The organism is Rhodococcus sp. NPDC003382 (assembly GCF_053589135.1).
This window is the reverse complement of the sequence record NZ_JBSFRH010000043.1, coordinates 1-18,788: the sequence shown is the minus strand read 5'-3', so window position 1 is coordinate 18,788 and position 18,788 is coordinate 1. Positions and strand designations below refer to the sequence as shown.

21 protein-coding genes are annotated in these 18,788 nt (G+C 69.1%); 4 read left to right on the top strand and 17 right to left on the bottom strand.

What is annotated here, in order from left to right; all coding sequences use genetic code 11:
* Nucleotide 1: 1 nt before the first annotated feature.
* From ACWDUD_RS23895 to ACWDUD_RS23830, 14 genes are all read right to left on the bottom strand, one after another.
* On the bottom strand, nucleotides 2–757 hold the full coding sequence (locus tag ACWDUD_RS23895; RefSeq protein WP_450110911.1) for a hydrogenase assembly protein HupF: 756 nt from the start codon (nucleotides 755–757) through the stop codon (nucleotides 2–4).
* Complete coding sequence (hypF, locus tag ACWDUD_RS23890) at nucleotides 754–3,207, bottom strand: carbamoyltransferase HypF (RefSeq protein WP_450110910.1); 2,454 nt, start codon at nucleotides 3,205–3,207, stop codon at nucleotides 754–756. Before hypF ends, ACWDUD_RS23895 begins: the two co-directional genes overlap by 4 nt.
* Complete coding sequence (locus ACWDUD_RS23885; RefSeq protein ID WP_450110909.1) at nucleotides 3,204–3,458, bottom strand: HypC/HybG/HupF family hydrogenase formation chaperone; 255 nt, start codon at nucleotides 3,456–3,458, stop codon at nucleotides 3,204–3,206. The genes hypF and ACWDUD_RS23885 overlap by 4 nt, the downstream gene beginning before the upstream one ends.
* Nucleotides 3,459–3,461: 3 nt before the next feature.
* Complete coding sequence (locus tag ACWDUD_RS23880; RefSeq protein WP_450110908.1) at nucleotides 3,462–3,965, bottom strand: hydrogenase maturation protease; 504 nt, start codon at nucleotides 3,963–3,965, stop codon at nucleotides 3,462–3,464.
* Nucleotides 3,962–4,081, bottom strand: a complete 120-nt coding sequence (locus ACWDUD_RS23875) for a DUF6893 family small protein (protein ID WP_374068598.1) — start codon at nucleotides 4,079–4,081, stop codon at nucleotides 3,962–3,964. Before ACWDUD_RS23875 ends, ACWDUD_RS23880 begins: the two co-directional genes overlap by 4 nt.
* Nucleotides 4,078–5,496 (bottom strand): hypothetical protein, encoded by a 1,419-nt coding sequence (locus ACWDUD_RS23870; protein WP_450110907.1) that lies wholly within the window; start codon nucleotides 5,494–5,496, stop codon nucleotides 4,078–4,080. The genes ACWDUD_RS23875 and ACWDUD_RS23870 overlap by 4 nt, the downstream gene beginning before the upstream one ends.
* Complete coding sequence (locus ACWDUD_RS23865) at nucleotides 5,493–6,146, bottom strand: DUF6084 family protein (RefSeq protein WP_450110906.1); 654 nt, start codon at nucleotides 6,144–6,146, stop codon at nucleotides 5,493–5,495. Before ACWDUD_RS23865 ends, ACWDUD_RS23870 begins: the two co-directional genes overlap by 4 nt.
* Entirely contained in the window at nucleotides 6,143–6,775 is a 633-nt protein-coding gene (locus tag ACWDUD_RS23860; RefSeq protein ID WP_450110905.1) for a DUF5947 family protein, read from the bottom strand. The genes ACWDUD_RS23865 and ACWDUD_RS23860 overlap by 4 nt, the downstream gene beginning before the upstream one ends.
* Nucleotides 6,775–7,686, bottom strand: coding sequence for a NifU family protein (locus ACWDUD_RS23855; protein ID WP_450110904.1), 912 nt, complete (start codon nucleotides 7,684–7,686; stop codon nucleotides 6,775–6,777). The genes ACWDUD_RS23860 and ACWDUD_RS23855 overlap by 1 nt, the downstream gene beginning before the upstream one ends.
* Before the next feature lie 3 nt (nucleotides 7,687–7,689).
* Nucleotides 7,690–9,474, bottom strand: coding sequence for a nickel-dependent hydrogenase large subunit (locus tag ACWDUD_RS23850; RefSeq protein WP_197251185.1), 1,785 nt, complete (start codon nucleotides 9,472–9,474; stop codon nucleotides 7,690–7,692).
* A 34-nt stretch (nucleotides 9,475–9,508) separates the two neighbouring features.
* Complete coding sequence (locus ACWDUD_RS23845) at nucleotides 9,509–10,564, bottom strand: NADH-quinone oxidoreductase subunit B family protein (RefSeq protein ID WP_197251184.1); 1,056 nt, start codon at nucleotides 10,562–10,564, stop codon at nucleotides 9,509–9,511.
* Nucleotides 10,565–10,686: 122 nt separating this feature from the next.
* A complete protein-coding gene (hypB, locus tag ACWDUD_RS23840) occupies nucleotides 10,687–11,511 on the bottom strand; it encodes a hydrogenase nickel incorporation protein HypB (RefSeq protein ID WP_450110903.1) in 825 nt (274 codons plus the stop codon).
* A 4-nt stretch (nucleotides 11,512–11,515) separates the two neighbouring features.
* Nucleotides 11,516–11,845 (bottom strand): hydrogenase maturation nickel metallochaperone HypA/HybF, encoded by a 330-nt coding sequence (locus tag ACWDUD_RS23835; protein WP_248675171.1) that lies wholly within the window; start codon nucleotides 11,843–11,845, stop codon nucleotides 11,516–11,518.
* A gap of 71 nt (nucleotides 11,846–11,916) precedes the next feature.
* On the bottom strand, nucleotides 11,917–12,279 hold the full coding sequence (locus ACWDUD_RS23830) for an ArsR/SmtB family transcription factor (protein ID WP_248675172.1): 363 nt from the start codon (nucleotides 12,277–12,279) through the stop codon (nucleotides 11,917–11,919).
* A gap of 22 nt (nucleotides 12,280–12,301) precedes the next feature.
* On the opposite strand from ACWDUD_RS23830, the gene ACWDUD_RS23825 reads away from it, so the two are divergent.
* On the top strand, nucleotides 12,302–13,375 hold the full coding sequence (locus ACWDUD_RS23825; protein WP_450110902.1) for an alanine racemase: 1,074 nt from the start codon (nucleotides 12,302–12,304) through the stop codon (nucleotides 13,373–13,375).
* Between the two features lie 6 nt (nucleotides 13,376–13,381).
* On the opposite strand, the gene ACWDUD_RS23820 is transcribed toward ACWDUD_RS23825, so the two are convergent.
* Genes ACWDUD_RS23820 through ACWDUD_RS23810 form a run of 3 tightly spaced genes read right to left on the bottom strand, consistent with a single transcriptional unit; the run spans nucleotide 13,382 to nucleotide 15,802 of the window.
* Entirely contained in the window at nucleotides 13,382–13,834 is a 453-nt protein-coding gene (locus ACWDUD_RS23820) for a MaoC family dehydratase (RefSeq protein ID WP_197251180.1), read from the bottom strand.
* Nucleotides 13,835–13,869: 35 nt separating this feature from the next.
* Entirely contained in the window at nucleotides 13,870–14,616 is a 747-nt protein-coding gene (locus ACWDUD_RS23815) for a GntR family transcriptional regulator (protein ID WP_197251179.1), read from the bottom strand.
* 31 nt (nucleotides 14,617–14,647) lie between these two features.
* A complete protein-coding gene (locus ACWDUD_RS23810) occupies nucleotides 14,648–15,802 on the bottom strand; it encodes an acyl-CoA dehydrogenase family protein (protein WP_197251178.1) in 1,155 nt (384 codons plus the stop codon).
* A 230-nt stretch (nucleotides 15,803–16,032) separates the two neighbouring features.
* Between ACWDUD_RS23810 and ACWDUD_RS23805 the strand changes: the two genes are divergently transcribed.
* From ACWDUD_RS23805 to ACWDUD_RS23795, 3 genes are read left to right on the top strand one after another with little or no spacing between them, the layout of a single operon-like run.
* On the top strand, nucleotides 16,033–16,881 hold the full coding sequence (locus tag ACWDUD_RS23805) for an HpcH/HpaI aldolase/citrate lyase family protein (RefSeq protein WP_450110901.1): 849 nt from the start codon (nucleotides 16,033–16,035) through the stop codon (nucleotides 16,879–16,881).
* Nucleotide 16,882: 1 nt separating this feature from the next.
* Nucleotides 16,883–17,893, top strand: coding sequence for a MaoC family dehydratase (locus ACWDUD_RS23800; RefSeq protein WP_450110900.1), 1,011 nt, complete (start codon nucleotides 16,883–16,885; stop codon nucleotides 17,891–17,893).
* A 55-nt stretch (nucleotides 17,894–17,948) separates the two neighbouring features.
* Nucleotides 17,949–18,740, top strand: coding sequence for an SDR family NAD(P)-dependent oxidoreductase (locus ACWDUD_RS23795; RefSeq protein WP_450110899.1), 792 nt, complete (start codon nucleotides 17,949–17,951; stop codon nucleotides 18,738–18,740).
* The last annotated feature ends 48 nt before the right edge of the window (nucleotides 18,741–18,788 follow it).

Below are 18,788 nucleotides of genomic sequence, written 5' to 3'. Positions count from 1 at the left end.
GTCACCTCTCCCCCGGATCGGCAGTAGCGTCGAGCCGGGTTAGCGCCACGCCCCCGTGTACGACGAGAAGATCGTGCACGGCAACGGATTCCAGGATCGACACGTCGACGTGCTCCTCCCCGTCCGCGGTCCGCACGAGAGCGGTGGCGGTGTCGGCGCCGGGTGGGGCGACGACCTCCGCGAGCCTGCCCTCGTCGCTGCACGTCACGCACACCGCGTCGGTGTGGTCTTCTTCGAGCAGTCCGGGATGCTCGAAGACGACGTGGGTCAATTCCCACAGCAGGTGGTACATCAGCACGAATCGGCCGGTGGCCCACACCATCGGATCGTTCGAATCCACCCACAGCACGTGCGTGGCGGCCCCGGCGGGCGGGCGCGGTCCGGCACCGATCCAGATGGTGTCGGCTCCCCACGCCGCGGCGCGACGCACGATGTCGAGGACGTCGGGTTCGTCCGCGGGCGCGACGGCGAGGATCACGTCGCCCGGCCGCACCGCGACCCGGCACTGGGCCACCGGGTCCGGCTCGACCAGCGACACCGCCGGCAGCGCCCGCTTGCCCATGATCACCGGATGCACGAATTCCACGGCCACGTGGTGGGCGTGCGGTTCCCATTGCGGCGAGACCACCCACAGCGTCGCGCCCGCATGGAATCGTCGCGCCAGCCCGAGCGCCGCGGTCGCCAGGTCCGCGGCGAGGTCCTCCCCGATCGGGTTCTCACCGATCGGCGGGTTCGATTGCTGTGTCGTCGATGTCATCGCCCACGTCCCGTCTGCGCCGGATCCGCTTCCCGCCGTATCGAATCGGCGGCTCGCCGCTGCTCCGAACCGGCGGCTCGCCGCTGCTCCGAAGTGGCGGCCCGCCGCCGTGCAGAACTCGCGGCTCGCCGCCGTGCCAGGGTGGCGCCGATCGCGGCCTGTCCCAGCGACAGCCCACCGTCGTTCGACGGCACCCGACTGTGCGTCAGGACATCGAACCCACTGTCTTGCAGGATAGTTCGAACACCTTCGGTGAGCAGTCGATTCTGGAAGACACCTCCGGTCAACCCGATCGTCGTGATTCCGGCGTCGGTGGCGATCCGCGCGGCGAGCCGAGCGGTCGCGACCGCGAGCGCCTGGTGGAATCCCAGCGCCAGATCCGCGGCCGGAACCCCGAGCCGCAGTCCCCCGACCAGGCAGCGCAGCGTCCCGGTCCAGTCCAGTTCGGTGCCGTGCACCGTCATCCGCACCGGCGCCGGCTCGGCGGCGGTACGCGCGAGCGCCTCGAGTTCCACGGCCGCCTGCCCCTCGTACGTGATGCGATGACGCACCCCGAGCAGGGACGCCACTCCGTCGTACAGCCGCCCGACGCTCGTGGTGCATACGCAGCCGATGCCGGACGTCAGCTGGCCGGACACCAGGTCCCGTTCCACGTCGGTCAGGGCCCCGGCGCACGGCAGGTCGTCCAGGTGCGGTGACGTGGGATCGCCGAGACCGGCGTCGCGCAGCAACACCAGCGCGACCCGCGCCGGGGTCCGCACGGCGACGTCGCCGCCGGGCAGCAGGAAGGACCGCAGGTGCCCGGCCCGGCGCATGTCCAGCAGGTCCGGTCCGACGAGCAGCAGTTCCCCACCCCACACCGTGCGGTCGCAGCCGTAGCCGGTGCCGTCGAACGCGATGCCGAGTGCCGGCGAACCGATCCTGCCGTGTTCGGTGAGCAGCGACGCGACGTGAGCGTGATGGTGCTGGACGGTGTGCAGCGCGATGTCGTGCTCCTCGGCGTAGCGCTCGGCCCATTGCCGCGTCGCGTATCCGGGGTGGGCGTCGGCCACCACGAGTTCCGGGGTGACCCGGTGCAGCGCGGTCAGCCGCTCCACGGACGTTTCGAACGCCCGCCTGCTTTCCAGCGACCCCATGTCCCCGAGGTGTGCCGAACAGAATGCGTACTCCTGCCGGGTCAGGCAGAAGGTGTTCTTCAGTTCCGCGCCGACCGCCAGGACCGGCGGCGACGGCCGGTCGAGCAGGACCGGCATCGGCGCGTAGCCGCGCGAGCGCCGGATCGGCGACTCCCGGTCGCCGTGGACGACCGCGACCACCGAATCCTCGCAAGGCACCGCGATCGGCCGGTCGTGCACGAGAAACAGGTCGGCGATGCCGCCGAGCCGGGTGCGGGCGTCGTCGTCGTCGGTGCACAGCGGTTCGCCCGAGACGTTCCCGGAGGTCATCACGAGCAGGCGCGGCACCGGATTCGGGTGCCCGGGCACCGGCATGAACAGCAGGTGGTGCAACGGGGTGTACGCGAGCATCACCCCGAGCTCGCCGAGGCCCGGCGCGACCTCGTCCGCCACCGCGGTATCGGCCCGCTTCTCCAGCAGCACGATCGGGCGCGCCGGCCGGGTCAGTGCCTCGATCTCCTGCCGGAACAGGACACACTGCGATGCGACCGTCGCGACGTCCGGTGCCATCACCGCGAACGGCTTGTCCGGTCGCCGCTTGCGTTCGCGCAACCGCCGGACCGCGTCGGGGTCGGTGGCGTCGCACATCAGGTGGTAGCCGCCGAGCCCCTTGACGGCCACGAGCTGCCCGGCCGCGAGGGCACGCTGCACCGCTGCCAGCACCGCGTCGTCCCCGTCGATGCGGTCGCCGCCGCGTTCGGTGTGGATCCGCGGTCCGCAGTCCGGGCAGCAGATCGGCTGGGCGTGGTACCGCCGGTCGGCCGGATCTGCGTATTCGCGGGCGCAGCGCGGGCACATCGGGAACGCCGCCATCGTCGTGGCGGGGCGGTCGTAGGGCAGGTCGGTGATCACCGTGTACCGGGGGCCGCAGTGGGTGCAGTTGACGAACGGATGCCGGTACCGGCGGTCGGCGGGATCGTTCAGTTCCCGCAGACAGTCCTCGCACGTGGCGACGTCGGGCGGGATCAGCGTGCGCAGTCCCGGGGTGCGGCGGCTGTCCACGATGCGGAAGTCGCGGTCGCCGCGGGGCGTGCGCGGGACCGACGTCAGATCGAGAACGTCGGCGAGCGGCGGGGCTTCGGCCCGCAGCCGTCGCTCGAACTCGTCGAGTGTGCTTGTGGCCCCTTCGATCTCGACGAACACGCCGGTGTCGTCGTTCCCGCAGTGCCCGGCGAGGCGCAGTTCGGCGGCCAGGCCCGCCACGAACGGCCGGAACCCGACTCCCTGCACCACCCCCCGGACGGTCACGCGGCGGCGCTCGACGGCGCTCGTCACGGTGGATCCTCCCGGTCCGGGCCCCGGCCCATCAGTTCCAGTCCGGCCAGGGCACGTTCGGCGCCGGCTTCGTCGACCCGTTCCATCGCGAAACCCATGTGGATGATCACCCAGTCGCCGGGTTCGACGCCTGCGTCGTCGAGCAACCCGATGTTGATCTGCCGGCTCTCACCCACGACGTCGACGAGCGCCAACTGGCCGCCGTAGCCCTCGAGCAGCCGGATCACCCGGCCGGGAATTCCCAGGCACATACGTCAACCTCCGGGCCTCGGCCGGGCGGCCCGATCGGGTCGCCGGAGATTCTGCACGGCTCGGCGCACCGCCGCGGCGGCCGGTTCGACCGCGGCCGCGACGGCGGGTGAGAGCCCGATGCCTTCGTCGACGCACTGCGCCTGACATCCCACCACGATCGTGCGGGGCCGGCTCCCGCCCAGCGCCGCGAGGGTCGCGAACACCGAGGCCGGGTCCATGCCGTGTGCATCGACCCCGACCGTGGTGGGTGCGGTGTCGCCGGCTTCGAAGACCCGCACCGCCCCGGGCTCCCCGGCGTCGGGAACCGCGTCGACCAGGACCAGGCCGTCCCACCCGTCGAGCAGGTCGTATGCCAGGTGCATGCCGCGGATCCCGTAGTCCACCAACCGGACTCCTTCCGGTTGCGGGCTCCGGGCGAGGCAGCGCACGACCTCGGGTCCGAACCCGTCGTCCCCGAGGAAGATGTTGCCCACGCCCGCGACCAGAATCCGCACCCCACTCCTCACATGTTCCGGATCCGGAAGTAGCGCTTGAGATCCGGCAACGACTTCACTGCGACCAATGCTGCACCGACCGCGACGGCGGCGGCGACCGCCGTGGTCAGCATTCCGACGATTCTCATGACTCCTCGTTCCTCGACGGTTGCACCGGGACGTCCGGCACCGGTTCGATCTCGTCCGGCGCGAAATAGAGGTAGCGGCCGAACCATTCGTGGAGGTCGGCAGCGGGGTCGTCGGTGAGGACGACCCCGACGTGGGTCCCGCCGTCCACATCGGCGTGGACCGTCGCGACGCGCGCGAGCCGGTCGCGGAAGAACAGGTCCTGCGCGTCGGCCCGCCGGGACGGGTGCAGCCGGACCAGGCTTCCCTGTCCCACGGGCACCCCCTGCACGAGCACGGTGTCGAGTTCCGGTCGCACGCTGGTGTCCGCTTCCTCGGTCCACCAGTCGACACCGTCGGGCACCTCGGGTATCGGACCGGCGCCCATCGGATCGGCGCCGCGGCCGGGGTCGCGCAGGACGCCGTGCAGTGCCTGGAGCTCCTCGGGGGTCATCGCCTCGCAGCGGTCCACGATGTCCGCGGCCCGCGCGTCGGTGGCGCGGGCCTGCGCCTTCTCCTCGTCCGTGAGGGTCAGTACCCGCAGGGTGAGGATCTCGTCGATCTCCGTGGCGTCGAACAGGTCTCCGCCGCTCTGCTCGGCGACGCGCGGGTGGTCGTAGAGGATGATCGGCGACACCAGCACGACGGGTGCTTCCCCCGGCACGGCCGGGTCCGGGTCCCCGGCGAGCACGGGGAAACAACGCTCGTGGGTGCAGGTGCCGACGAGTGCGGCCGCGTCGGCGGGCGGTTCGAGGAGCGATACGAAACGCGCCTCGGTGGCAGCGAGGATCAGGTGCGCACCGATCAGCGACCGCCCGATCGCGTCGTCCGCGTCGACGGGCGCGTCACCGGTGTTCGTGACGGTGGCGGACACGCGGACGAGATCGCCGTCGATCGGTCCGGCCTCGACGGTCACGGTCGCGTGCACGGCGCGGCGGGTGCGCAGCAGACGTCCGGCGACCGTGCCGTCCGGTTCGGTCAGCAGTTCGGTGTCCTCCCCCGCCGGCACCGCGACCTCCGCTGCCCCGTGCGCGTTTTCGGTAGCCACCGCTACCGAAAACGCGCACGAGCACTCGACGGCCTCGTCCCACCCGACCCACGACTGTCCGACGACGACCAGCTCGGGCACGATCTCGAACCCCTCGCCGGTGCGGCGCTGCACCGTACGACGCTGAAGCTGGAGAAACCGCAGGGTCACCTCGATCACCGGCTCGGCTCCCAGCATGCGCAGCACGGTCTGTGCCGCCAGACCCGGCGGCTCGCCGAGCCCGGACGCGGCGGCTCCGGGCGGCCCGAGAACTCCGAACTGCCAGCGCGAGTGGTTCTTCCGGGAGTTCGCCCGGTACGGATACAGCAGGTAACCCTCGTAGAGGATCGCGTCGGCGACCGCACGCACCCGGTCCGTGTCGTCGTGTTGCTGCTGCCGCTCCACCGTCACGACGCCTCCGCATCCGTTCCGGCACCGGCTGCGTCGAGCAGTGCGGTGATCGTGGCGTCCAGATCGGTCAGTCCCCGTTCGGCCTTGAACCGTGCCAGTGCGGCCAGCGTCGCGTGGGTCAGGCGCGCGTATCCGCTGTCGGGGAAGTGCGCCCGCATCAGGTCACGCCATACCTGTACCGGAAGGTCGTATCGGGCCTCGCGGTCCCACGGCACCTGCTCGACCGCGAATCCCGTGGTGCCGCGGATGAAGACGGTACCGCTGAACAGGGCCAGCAACGGCACCGCACCGTCGCAGAGCGCGTGCAGGTAGCGCGAGGCCGCGACCTCGAAGTCGTACGTGCAGGCCAGTGGCAGCGTGGTCTCGCACGCGCCCTCGAATCCCGGCACCACCGTCGACGCGTGCAGCCACGGGAAGGGCGCAAGGGTCGTGCCCCATCGGTCGCGCGTGCCGAACAGGTCCGTCAGCGCGGCTTCCTCGTCGGGGCCGTAGTTCCGGCGGCGCGGTTCGATGCGGAGCTGGCACCGCAGTGCCAGTGCGTGCACGGTCGCGCCCGTGTCTTCCCGTATCCCGAGTTTCGCCAGCAGGGTCGGCGCGGCCGCGTACGGTTCGGGCGCGATGTCGACGATGCCGAACTCGAGCGCGGTCACGACGGTGCCCCCGCGTCGACCGGTCGGCTCCGCCGGGCGAGTGTGTCGAAGAATCCGTCGAGTGCGGCACGCGCATCCTGTCCGCCGTCGAAGCCCCGCCACACCCGCCGCAGCCTGCCCACCAGTTCGTAACACGCGTCGATCGGCACGAGGTGGCACGTGGGTTCACCGCGGTCCGGTACCCGTACGATCAGCGCCTCCACGTCGGGCAGCGGTGCGGTCAGCGCCGGGTTATCGGCGAGGACCGCGTCCCACATGCCCAGCGGCAGCTCCGATTCCGTGGCACCGGCAGGTCCCGGATAGAACGCGACGGTGCGGCCGAGCGTCGAATTGTGGAAGAAGAACGCCAGCCCCACCGGGATCTCCAGGTCCTCCCACCGGCCCGGCGCGAGCGTGAAGTCCGGGAACGACAGGTACCGGTCGGGAACGGCGCGGAACCGCAGGTTTGCGCCGTGATCGGTGAACAGGAGGTAGCAGGACCGGCATACGCACATCAGGTGCCGGGAGTCGAGGTCGACGACGTGCCGGTGCGCCTCGTCGAACTCGATCGCACACATCTGACACCGCTCCGCCGCGGGAACCGGTGTCGCGGCGGCGATGCGGCCGAGAACCTCGGAGACGGTGGCCATCACGCCACTCCCGTGGGGCGAGCGGAGCGACGGGATATGTCACTGGGGCGGGTGTCGGGTACGGCGAGCGACAGGGTTCCGTCGCGAACCAGCACCGGCAGGGGCTCGAGATGTTCGGCGGCACCGTCGTCCACCCGGGCTCCGGCCCTGCGGACGTCGAAGTGTGCTCGGCACCCCGGGCAGCGCAGTACCGCCCCCGCGTCACCTCCCGCTCGTCGGTGCAGCACCGCACCGGCAAACGATCCGCCGCACACGGGGCAGTGGTCGCGGTAGGCGAGATACCGACCGTCGAGGCGGCATGCCAGCACCGGCAGACCGGCAATCGTGAATCCGCCGACCTCTCCTTCCGCGAGCTCCTCGAACTCCGTTACTGCACACCATTTCCCGCTCACATCGGAACGGACGTGCGCGAACAGGGTTTCCGGACGGATGAGGCCGTGATCGTCGGGTTCGGTTTCCACGTCGAGCTCGGTGATCTCCGGCGCCGCCGCCCGCACGGCGTCGCGCACTGTCAGTTCGAGCGTGGCCGCCGACGACGGGCATCCCCGGCAGTTGCCGAGCAGCCGCAGGCGCACCACCGATCCGTGGATGTCGAGCAGGTCGACGTCGCCGCCGTGCGACTCCAGGTACGGGCGGACCGAGTCGAGCGCGGTGCGCACCCGCGTCGTCACGTCGTGCGGGTGGAGGCCGTGGACGAGCAGCAGGCTCGCGACCAGGTCGTCGCGTGCGACCGCGTCCACGGCTCCGGGATACACGGCGATCGCGTCGAGGATCCGGGTCAGGCCGGCCCCGTACAGATCCAGTACCTCGCGGACGAGGTCCTCCGCGCGGTCGCGGGCTGCCGGCCCGGCTACGGAACAGGCATCGAGCAGCGCTTCGATACGGTCACCGGATTCTCGCCACCGCTCCATCCGTCACTCTCCGGTGACCGACTGGGTCGGCGAATGCACCTTCTCGAGCGTCTTCCCATCGCCCAGGTACATGTGCACGCCGCACGGTAGGCACGGATCGAAACTGCGCACGGTGCGCATGATGTCGATGCCCTTGAAATGCTCGCGGTCGTTCTCCTCGAAGATCGGCTGACCCTGCACCGCGTCCTCGTAGGGCCCGGGTGTCCCGTAGCTGTCGCGGGGGCTGGCATTCCACGGCGTCGGCGGATACGGGTGGTAGTTGGCGATCTTGCCGTCCCGGATCACCAGGTGATGGGAGAGCACGCCGCGCACCGCCTCGGTGAATCCGCAGCCGATGCCCTCGTCCGGCACCTCGAACGTCTCCCACGTCTTGGTGCGGCCGGCACGGATCTCCTCGAGCGCCTTCTCCGCGAAGTGGAGCGCGCACGCCGCCGCGTAGGCCTGGAAATAGGTGCGGGCGCGGTTGCGTTCGAGGGTGTTGCTGCCGTGCTTCGGAATCTTCCACTCGAGCGTCACCGGCGGCTTCAACGCGGTCTTCGGCAGGTTGATCTTGACACTCGACCCGGTCGACTCGACGTAGCCGATGTTCACGAGACCGGCCAGCGCGGTCGACCACAGCCGGGCCAGCGGTCCGCCGCCGGTGTCGAGGGCCAGGTGATCGGTGCCGTCGAACCAGCGCGGCGACATCACCCAGCTGTACTTGTCCTCGAGGTCGCGCTTCTGCGGGTGCGGATTGGTGTGCTGGTTCCACGGGTGGCGGCGGTCGACCGGATTGCCCAGCGGGTCCGTCTTGACGAACATCTCCTGGTCGGTCCAGTCCTCGTAGTACGACGAGCCGAGCAGGATCCGCAGACCCAGGTTGATGTCGACGAGCGAGGTCGTCACGAGTTTGCCGTCGACGACCACCCCCGGCGTGACGAACATCTTCCGGCCCCAGTTCTCCATGTCCCGGTAGGAGAAGTTGCAGACCTCCGGATCCTGGAACGCGCCCCAGCACCCCAGCAGGGTGCGCCGCAGGCCGACCTTCTCGTAACCCGGCAGCGCTTCGTAGAAGAAGTCGAACAGGTCGTCGTGCATCGGCACGACCTTCTTCATGAATTCGACGTAGCGCATGAGCCGGCTCATGTAGTCGGTCATCAACTGCACCGTGGCCACGGTGCCCACGCCGCCGGGGTAGAGCGTCGAGGGATGTACGTGACGGCCTTCCATGAGACAGAACATCTCTCGGGTGGACCGGCTGACGTGCAGTGCCTCTCGGTAGAACTCGCCGCTGAACGGATTCAGGGACCGCATGATGTCGGCGATGGTGCGGTAGCCGTGCTGGTCCTCGTGCGGTGCGCGGGTCTTCTCGGCCCGTGCCAGGACGGACGGGTTCGTCTCGGAGACCATCTTCTCGCAGTAGTCGACGCCGACGAGGTTCTCCTGGAAGATGTTGTGGTCGAACATGTATTCGGCCGCTTCGCCGAGATTGACGATCCACTCCCCGAGATGCGGTGGCTGCACGCCGTACGCCATGTTCTGCGCGTAGCACGAGCAGGTGGCGTGGTTGTCGCCGCAGATCCCGCAGATGCGGCTGGTGATGAAGTGCGCGTCGCGCGGGTCCTTGCCCTTCATGAACAGGGAGTACCCGCGGAAGATCGACGAGGTGCTGTGGCATTCGGCGACAGTGTTGTTCGCGAAGTCGATCTTCGTGTAGATGCCCAGGCTACCGACGATTCGGGTGATGGGATCCCAGGCCATCTCGACGAGCGAGTTCGTGGAGCTGGAATCGGGAGTGGTGGCTGTCATCGAGCTGGCCTCTCTCGGAACGTCGGCTGCACACCTACCAGGTGCGGGTGGCTCCGGTCGTCAACTTCGTGCCGGGTGTGCGCCACGACGGCTCGTGGTCCAGGGTTCGTCTCGTGATCTTGCGCAGGTTCCGGATGACGGAGCCGTACATGCCGATTGCGGTGCTCGACACCAGACCACCCGGAGGTTCGTCCATGAACGGCATGAACTTGTCGGGGAATCCCGGCATCGTGCATCCGATGCAGATACCGCCGACGTTGGGGCAGCCGCCGATACCGTTGATCCAACCGCGTTTGGGGACATTGCATCTGACGACCGGACCCCAGCAGCCCAGCTTGACGATGCACTCCGGCGAGCCGTATTCGGTCGCGAAATCACCCTGCTCGTAGTATCCGCCGCGGTCGCAGCCCTCGTGGACGGTCTTTCCGAACAACCACTGGGGACGCAGCGCCTCGTCCAGCGGGATCATCGGCGCCTGATCCGTCGCCATGTACAGCAGGTAGGTGAGCGTCTCGGACAGATTGTCCGGCTGGATCGGGCATCCGGGCACACAGACGATCGGGATGCCCGCCTTGGACTTCCAGTCCCAGCCCAGATAGTCGGGGACCCCCATCGCGCCGGTGGGGTTGCCCGCCATCGCGTGGATGCCACCGTATGTCGCGCAGGTCCCGGCGGCGACGATCGCCGTGGCCTTGGGGGCCAGCCGGTCGAGCCACTCGCTGGTGGTGATCGGCTGCCCGGTCTCCTCGTTGTTGCCGAAGCCGCACCAGTAGCCGTCGTCGTGGAGTTTCTCGTTGGGAATCGATCCCTCGACGACCAGCACGAACGGTTCGAGTTCGCCGCGGTCGGCCTTGCGGAACCATTCGAGGAAGTCGTCGGCGCCACCCTCGGGTCCGCACTCGAAGTCGATCAGCGGCCAGTGCACCGCGACCTTCGGCAGACCCGGCAGCGCTCCGAGCGCGATCTCCTCGATGGTGGGTTGCGTCGCAGCGGTGAGCGCAACCGAATCGCCGTCGCAGCTGAGACCGGCATTGATCCACAGGACGTGGATCAATGTGTCCTCGGCCGCCTGCGCTTGTGGTGTAGGCATGCTGAGCCACCTTCCGGAGTGCCGGTTCACCCCTGCGCTGCCGGAGTCGACCGTCGGCCCACTTGCACAGCGCTTCTCCTATTAGGGACCCGATCGCGACGGATTGTCAACGAAGGTCCGGTTTACGATCTCGAATAACGTTCGGGCCGACGACGATCGGCGATCCAGTCGTACCACGCGGCGAGGTTCTCCCCCGTCGTCGCGGACACCGCGATCGCCTCGATTCCGGGGTTGATCGATTTCGCATGCCGCACACAGGTTTCGATGTCGAAGTCGACGTAGGGCAGCAGATCGATCTTGTTGACCAGAACCAGGTCTGCGACGGCGAAGATGTGCGGATATTTGAGCGGTTTGTCGGTTCCTTCGGGGGTGGAGATGAGGACCACCCGGCCCTGCTCTCCGAGGTCGAACAGGGCCGGGCACACCAGATTCCCGACGTTCTCGACGAACAGCAGGGTCCCCGCCTCGGGATCGAGTGCCGTGAGCGCGTCGTGCATCATCTGCGCGTCCAGGTGGCAGCCCGCCCCGGTATTGACCTGCACCGCAGAGCAACCCGCCCGGCGGATCCGTTCCGCGTCGAGCAGGGTCTCCTGATCGCCTTCGATCACCGCGATCGGACCGGATCCGGAGAGGTCCCTGATCGTCCGTTCGAGCAACGTGGTCTTTCCGGCACCGGGCGAACTCATCACGTTGAACGCGGTGACGCCACGACCGGCGAGCCAACCCCGATTGCGTTCGGCCAGAACGTCGTTCTTCGCCAGTACCCGTTGCTCGAGCGTGACGGTTTCGGTGGAGCCGGACCCGGCGGTGCCCTCGCCGTGTCCGTGTCCGTGTCCGTGTCCGTGACCGTGACCGTGCTCGTGCTCGTGCTCGTGCTCGTGCTCGTGCTCGTGGGGCACCGTGATACGCGGGCCGGCATCGTCACCGCATCCACACGTGGCGCACATGCGATCAGCTCACTTCCATCGACACGATCGTCAACTCCCGACCCGAACGGACCTCGACGTCCGCACTTCCGCACGGACACAACAGGATCGGGTCCGTCAATGCAAAATCCGCATCGCACTCCCGGCAGTGTCCGACGCCGTCCGGCGTCTCCAGATCCAGCCGCGCGCCCTCCGCGGCGGTGCCGGTCGCCGCCAATTCGAAGCAGAAGTACATCGAGTCCGGAACCACCGCACACAAAGCCCCGACGACCATGCGCACGCTACGGACGCGCCGACCGCCGGCGCGTTCGCACACCGTCTCGACCACATCCTGCGCGATCGACAGTTCGTGCATACGACCTCGCTCCGCCTGCTTCACAGGCTCGTATCCACGATAAGCCGCGCTCGCCGACCCCGATGGCGGAATCAGTCGTTCTCGTGGGAGTGCGCGGCGTGCTGGTGCGTCGCACCGATCGAATGCAGCATCTCGTGCACCGTGTCGTCGACGAGCCGATACCGCACGGCCCGGCCGTCCCGTGTCGCCGAGACCCATCCGCGGTCGCGCAGCAACCGCAGCGCGTGCGAGACGGCGGTGCCGGTCATACCGAGCGCAGTCGCGAGATCGGTGACGCGGATACCGGGCGCGTGGTGCAGGCACAGCAGCATCCGCAGACGATTGACGTCGGAGAGCAGTTCGAACCGTTGCGCCCACCGCTCGATGTCCGGGGTCCGCAGTGCCGCTTCCGCACGTCGGACGTCATCGGGATCGAACACGGGCCGGCTTTCCACGGGCCGAGTGTACGGTGCGCGCATGACCTTGTTCGATGCCGTCACCGCCACCCCGGCGCTCCTCGTCGACCGCGACGTACTCGACCGCAACATCGAACGGATGGCCGAATCCGCACGGACCCGGGGCGTGACGCTGCGCCCGCACGCGAAGACCCACAAGAGCCCCGACATCGCGCGACTCCAGATCGCCGCCGGCGCGGCCGGATTGACGGTCGCGACGGTGTCCGAGGCGGAGGTGTTCGCCGATCACGGCTTCGGCGACCTGTTCGTTGCGTATCCGCTGTGGGTCGATGCCGCCCGCGGCGCGCGGCTCGCGGCGCTCGCGGACCGTACGCGTGTCACGGTCGGAGTCGATTCGGTGGAGGGGGCGCGGGCGCTCGCCACGCACGCGGGCACCGCGATCGAGGTTCTCGTGGAGGTCGACAGCGGCCACCACCGCACCGGCGTGGCACCCGGGCACGCCGGTGCGGTGGGGGCCGCGGCGACCGCGGCGGGACTGACCGTCGCCGGGGTCTTCACCTTCCCCGGTCACTCGTACGGACCGGCCCGACCCGGCGCCGCAGCGGCCGAGGAATCCGAGGCACTGCGAACAGCCGCGGACTCGCTGCGCGGCGCCGGGATCGAACCGGGAATCGTCAGCGGCGGCTCGACTCCCACCGCCTACCTGGACACGGCCGCAACCGAACTGCGGCCCGGCGTGTACGTCTTCGGCGACGCCCAGCAGCTCGAGCTCGGCACGGTCACCGAGGAAGAGGTCGCGCTCACCGTCCTCGCGACCGTCGTCTCCGCCCGTGACGGTGTCGTCGTGCTCGACGCGGGGAGCAAGTCGCTCGGCGCAGATCGGGCGCCGTGGGCCACCGGGTACGGCCTGATCCTCGGGGTTCCGGACGCACGGATCACCGCCCTGTCGGAACACCATGCGACGGTCGCGTGGCCGGCCGGCCCCGATGTGCCGCGCCCCGATCTCGGGGCGCGGCTACGGGTGATCCCGAATCACGTGTGCAACGCCGTGAACCTGGCGGACGAGCTCATCGTCACCCGCGGCCGCGAGGTCGTCGACCGCTGGCCGGTCAGCGCCCGCGGCTGCACCGTCTGATCGGGCTCACTCGACGAGAACGGCGACCGTCTCGGCGATCAGCGCCGGCTTGTCGCCACCCTCGACCTCGACGGTGTAGGACAGGACCAGGTTCGCGCCCTTGGGGGTGCGGTCGACGGACTTGACCGTGGCACCGGCGCGGACCTTCGAGCCCACCGGCACCGGCGCGGGGAAGCGCACCTTGTTGGACCCGTAGTTGACACGCATCTTCAGGCCTTCGACGGTGAAGATCTGCGAGCCGAGGACCGGCAGAAGCGACAGCGTGAGGTAGCCGTGGGCGATCGTCGTCCCGTACGGGCCGGACGCGGCACGCTCGGGATCGACGTGGATCCACTGGTGGTCGCCGGTGGCGTCGGCGAACGTGTTCACGCGCTCCTGCGTGATCTCGAGCCAATCACTGTAGCCGAGGTGCTCGCCGACAGCGGCTTCGATCTCGGCGATGCCCTGGAATACGCGCATGTTCTGGACTCCTGTGTGGTCGGGGCCGGCGGTCGTCAGTGCTCGGCTCGTGTGAGGGTGACTCGATAGGTGTAGTGCTCGGGCAGAAAGTAGCTGACCGACAGTTCGGTCGGCGTGCCCTCCGTGTCGGAGTAGAGGCGATCCACCCGCAACATCGGATGGCCCACCTCGCAGCCCAGCTCCGAAGCGACCTCGGCGGTCGCCGGGGCCACGGTGATCGACTGTGCGGCCCGGACGATCGGATGCGGCAGGTGCGGCTCGAGCAGACCGATGAGTGTGACCTTGCTCGACGCACCCGCCGCCAGTTCCGGCGCGTCCTGCACGTACGCGGCGATCGGACCCGGCAGCCAGATGGTGGTGTGGACGAACGGCACGCCGTCGTGCAGACGGCGGAACGTCACCGAATGGAGCAGGTCCGTGTCGAGGCGCAACCGGCTGGCCGCCTCGATGTCGACCTTGCGGTGCAGCGGGGTGACGATCTCCATCGTCGTGTCCGCGGACAGCGCGAGCAGGTCCTCGATCGAACCGTGCGGACGCCCGTACCGGCGCCCGGGTTCGTTGGCGAACGTGCCGCGTCCGGGAACCCGGTACACGACGCCGTCGGCCACGAGGTCCTGGAAGGCCCGGCGCACCGTCTGCCGGCTCACGCCGTGCTGCTGCGCGAGTTCGGCTTCTGTGGGCAGCCGGACCCCGTCCCGGTACCGACCGGATTCGACGGCCTCGCGCAACTGCCGTGACAGCTGCGCGTACGCCGGCTCCGATTCTCGTTCCCTACCGCTCATGACGCGGGGATCCTACCGATCCGGGATCGTGTCAGATTCCGCCGCGGGCCACGAGCTGGCTCGCGATGACGTTGCGCTGGATCTCGTTGGTGCCTTCACCGACGATCATCAGCGGCGCGTCGCGGAAGTAGCGTTCGACGTCGTACTCGGTGGAGTAGCCGTAGCCGCCGTGGATGCGGACCGCGTTCAGGGCGATCTCCATGGCGACCTCCGAGCAGTACAGCTTCGCCATGCCCGCTTCCATGTCGCACCGCTCGCCGCTGTCGTACCGCTCGGCGGCGTAGCGGGCCAGCTGCCGCGCGGCGGTCAGCTTGGTGGCCATCTCGGCGAGGTAGTTGCCGATGGACTGGTGCTTCCAGATGGGCTGGCCGAAGCTCTCGCGCTGCTGCGCGTACGCCAGCGAATCCTCGAGCGCCGCGGTGGCGACACCGAGGGCGCGCGACGCGACCTGCAGGCGACCGGTCTCGAGGCCCTTCATCATGTGGGCGAAGCCCTTGCCGGGCTCGCCACCGAGGATGGCGTCGGCGGAGATCCGGTAGTTGTCGAAGCTCAGCTCGCAGCTCTCGACACCCTTGTAACCGAGCTTCGGCAGGTCACGCGAGACGGTCAGGCCCGGTCCGTGCTCGACGAGCACCACGGAGATGCCCTTGTGGCGCGGCGTGGCCGCCGGGTCGGTCTTGCACAGCAGCGCGATCAGGCCGGAGCGGCGGGCGTTGGTGATCCACGTCTTCGCGCCGTTGATGACCAGGTCGTCGCCGTCGCGCTTGGCGGTGGTGGTCATGGCCTGCAGGTCGGAGCCGCCGCCGGGCTCGGTCAGCGCCATCGTCGCCCGGATCTCACCGGTGGCCAGCTTCGGCAGGTACTTGCGCTTCTGCTCCTCGGTGCCGAACAGGGTCAGCAGCTTGGCGACGACCGTGTGGCCGCCCATGGCACCCGACAGGGACATCCAGCCGCGGGCGAGTTCCTCGGTGACCTGCACGTAGCAGGGCATCGACACCGGCGAGCCGCCGTATTCCTCCGGGACCGCCAGACCGTAGATCCCGATCTGCTTCATCTGCTCGATCCACTTCTCGGGGTACTCGTTGGCGTGCTCGACCTCCTGCACCGTCGGCTTGACCTCGCGGTCGATGAAGTCGCGGACGGTCTTGACCAGGAAGGCCTCTTCGTCGTTCAGGTTGTAGCTCACGCAGGTGACCCTTCGGTTTCGGAGCGGGCCACGCGGACCCGAAACTTTGTACGGCCATTTTGTGTAGTACGGCATGCCATTGTCAATGGAGGTTTCGACGAGCATCCACTTTGTTTCGAGAGTTTTCGGTGATAGGACCCGCTGCGCCTACCTATGGGGTGGCGCAACCCCACACAATGGCCGTACATTTAGCGCCGTTCCTGCCGCTCCGACTCTCCATGAGGTTCTCCGTGACTCCCGAGCAACACGTCCGCAGGCGAGCGGTGCTCGTCGCACCCGGTTCCGACGAACGCAAGGCGTCCAAGGCTCTCGCCTCCGCCGCCGACGAAGTCGTCCTCGACCTCGAGGACGCCGTCACCCCCGCGCAGAAGGACGCCGCCCGCGACCTCGTCGCCCCCCTGGTCCGCGAGCACGGCAGCCGGCGCACGGTGTCGGTGCGCATCAACGGACGCGGCACCCCCTGGTTCGAGGACGACCTGCGGGCGTGCGCCGAACTCGGCGATGCCCTCGCCTCGATCGTGATCCCCAAGGTGGAGAGCGCGGCGGACCTCGCCGAGGCCGATCGCATCCTCGGCTCGTCGAACGCCGTCGTACAGGCGCTCATCGAGACACCCGCGGGTGTGCAGCGCATCGACGAGATCGTCTGTGGTGCGCGCGTGGCGGGTGTCATCATCGGATACGCCGATCTCGGTGCCGCCCTGGGCCGTTCCCGCACCGCCGCCCCCGAGCACTGGATCTACGTGCAGGATCGGGTGCTGCACGCCGCCCGCGCCGCGGGTGTGCAGGCCGTCGACGGACCGTTCCTCGGCATCGCCGACGACGAGGCGTTCCGCCACAGCGCCCGGTGGATCTCCGACCTCGGCTTCGACGGCAAGTGGGTCATCCACCCCGCCCAGATCGACTCCGCTGCCGCAGCATTCACCCCCACGGATGAACAGGCCGAGGCCGCGCGACAGGTCCTGGCCGCGCTCGAGGAGGCCGAGGCTCGCGGCGCCGGGGCCGCCCAGCTCGACGGACAGATGCTCGACGAAGCCGTCGCCGTCGCCGCCCGCCGCACCCTGTCGAAGATCGGATCCTGAGATGACCACTCCCGCAACCGAAGCCATCGCCGTCGGCGGACCCTACCTCGACGACCTGACGGTCGGCCAGGTCTTCGACACGGCACCCGCCGTCACGCTCACCGACGGTCTCGCCGCGGCCCACCAGGCGATCCTCGGTGATCGCTTGCGCCTGGCGCTCGACACGCACCTGTCCACCGCGGTCGCGGCCGGGCCGATCGCGCACGCCGGCCTGGTCACCGATCTCGCGATCGGTCAGTCCACGCTCGCGACCCACCATGTCAAGGCCAACCTGTTCTACCGGGGCCTGCGCTTCCACCGGTTCCCGCGCATCGGCGACACCCTCTACACCACGACCGAGGTCGTCGGCCTCAAGAGCAACTCCGTCAAACCCGGCCGCGCCGCGACCGGCCTGGCCGCGCTGCGGATGAACACGGTCGACCAGCAGGGCCGCACCGTGCTCGACTTCTACCGCTGTGCGATGCTCCCGCTGAACCCGGCGACCGACCCCGCGACCGTGATCCGCACCGACGACCTGTCGTCCATCGGCCCGCAGGACGAACCGGACTGGGCGGCTCCCGTGGACTGGAATCTCGCCGAGTACCGCGAACGCGTTCCCGGCACACATTTCGACCCGTCCGTCGCGGGTGCGGTGTTGCGATCGAGCGGCGACGTCGTCTCCAGCGCACCGGAACTCGCACGATTGACGCTCAACATCGCCGCGACACACCACGACGAGCGGGTGGGCGCCGCGGGCCGCCTCGTCTACGGTGGCCACACGATCGGTCTCGCACTGTCGCAGGCGACGCGCGCGCTGCCCAACCTCGTGACCGTGCTCGGCTGGCAGTCCTGCGACCACACCGGTCCGGTGCACGAGGGCGACACTCTCACCAGCGACCTGCACATCGAGTCCGCCACCGCGCTCCCCGGCGGTGGCGGCGTCCTGAAGCTGCGTTCGCTCGTCTTCGCGCACCGCGCGGGTGCCGAGCCGGCACCGGTGCTGGACTGGAAGTTCACCGCACTCATGGCGTGAACGCCTCACCTCTCGAATCCTGTTCGGCGGCAACGCCGGAAAGAAAGGAACACTCTTGTCCTCGAATGGACGCCTTGCGGGGAAGACCGCACTCGTCACCGGCTCCGGCTCCGGCCTCGGCCGCGCATCCGCCCTGCGTTTCGCGGAGGAAGGCGCCGCGGTCGCGGTCGTCGACCTCGATCTCGCCGCGGCCACCGCGGTGTGCGACGAGATCGCGGCGGCGGGTGGCCGGGCGCTGCCCGTCACAGCGAACGTCACCTCCGATGCCGATTCCCGGCGCATGATCGACGAGACGCTCGCCGAATTCGGGCAGCTCGACGTCGTGTTCGCCAACGCCGGCGTGAACGGCGCCGGGGACGCGGCGGACACGACGGAAGCCGAGTGGGACAAGGTGGTCGGCGTCAACCTCAAGGGCGTGTGGCTGACGTCGAAGTACGCGCTTCCGCACATGATCGAGCGGCGGACCGGATCGATCATCAATCAGGCCAGCATGGGTGGCCTGATCGGCCTGCCGGGTATCTTCCCGTACACGGCGGCCAAGGGCGGCGTCATCGCGATGACCAAGCAGATGGCGGTCACGTACGGCCCGGACAACATCCGCGTGAACGCGATCTGTCCCGGGACCATCCCCACGCCGCTGGTGTACCGCTCACGCGTGGACCGCGGTGCGGCCACCGACGACGCCGATCAGGTGGCCATCGACGCGGAGGTCGCGAACCGCTTCCCGTTGCGGCGGCTGGGTACGCCGAACGATGTCGCGTCGCTGGCGTTGTTCCTGGCGAGCGACGAGGCGGACTGGGTGACCGGCGGTATCCACACGGTCGACGGCGGGCGCAGCGCATTCTGACGCCCTTCCTGCCGTGCGCGTTTTCGGTAGCGGCCGCTACCGAAAACG

What these genes read in the sequence shown, in the direction of transcription:
- ACWDUD_RS23895 (WP_450110911.1), bottom strand. Translation starts at nt 757, where the DNA reads ATGACATCGACGACACAGCAATCGAACCCGCCGATCGGTGAGAACCCG.
- ACWDUD_RS23885 (WP_450110909.1), bottom strand. Translation starts at nt 3,458, where the DNA reads ATGTGCCTGGGAATTCCCGGCCGGGTGATCCGGCTGCTCGAGGGCTAC.
- ACWDUD_RS23875 (WP_374068598.1), bottom strand. Translation starts at nt 4,081, where the DNA reads ATGAGAATCGTCGGAATGCTGACCACGGCGGTCGCCGCCGCCGTCGCG.
- ACWDUD_RS23860 (WP_450110905.1), bottom strand. Translation starts at nt 6,775, where the DNA reads ATGGCCACCGTCTCCGAGGTTCTCGGCCGCATCGCCGCCGCGACACCG.
- ACWDUD_RS23855 (WP_450110904.1), bottom strand. Translation starts at nt 7,686, where the DNA reads ATGGAGCGGTGGCGAGAATCCGGTGACCGTATCGAAGCGCTGCTCGAT.
- ACWDUD_RS23850 (WP_197251185.1), bottom strand. Translation starts at nt 9,474, where the DNA reads ATGACAGCCACCACTCCCGATTCCAGCTCCACGAACTCGCTCGTCGAG.
- ACWDUD_RS23845 (WP_197251184.1), bottom strand. Translation starts at nt 10,564, where the DNA reads ATGCCTACACCACAAGCGCAGGCGGCCGAGGACACATTGATCCACGTC.
- hypB (WP_450110903.1), bottom strand. Translation starts at nt 11,511, where the DNA reads ATGTGCGCCACGTGTGGATGCGGTGACGATGCCGGCCCGCGTATCACG.
- ACWDUD_RS23835 (WP_248675171.1), bottom strand. Translation starts at nt 11,845, where the DNA reads ATGCACGAACTGTCGATCGCGCAGGATGTGGTCGAGACGGTGTGCGAA.
- ACWDUD_RS23825 (WP_450110902.1), top strand. Translation starts at nt 12,302, where the DNA reads ATGACCTTGTTCGATGCCGTCACCGCCACCCCGGCGCTCCTCGTCGAC.
- ACWDUD_RS23820 (WP_197251180.1), bottom strand. Translation starts at nt 13,834, where the DNA reads ATGCGCGTATTCCAGGGCATCGCCGAGATCGAAGCCGCTGTCGGCGAG.
- ACWDUD_RS23815 (WP_197251179.1), bottom strand. Translation starts at nt 14,616, where the DNA reads ATGAGCGGTAGGGAACGAGAATCGGAGCCGGCGTACGCGCAGCTGTCA.
- ACWDUD_RS23800 (WP_450110900.1), top strand. Translation starts at nt 16,883, where the DNA reads ATGACCACTCCCGCAACCGAAGCCATCGCCGTCGGCGGACCCTACCTC.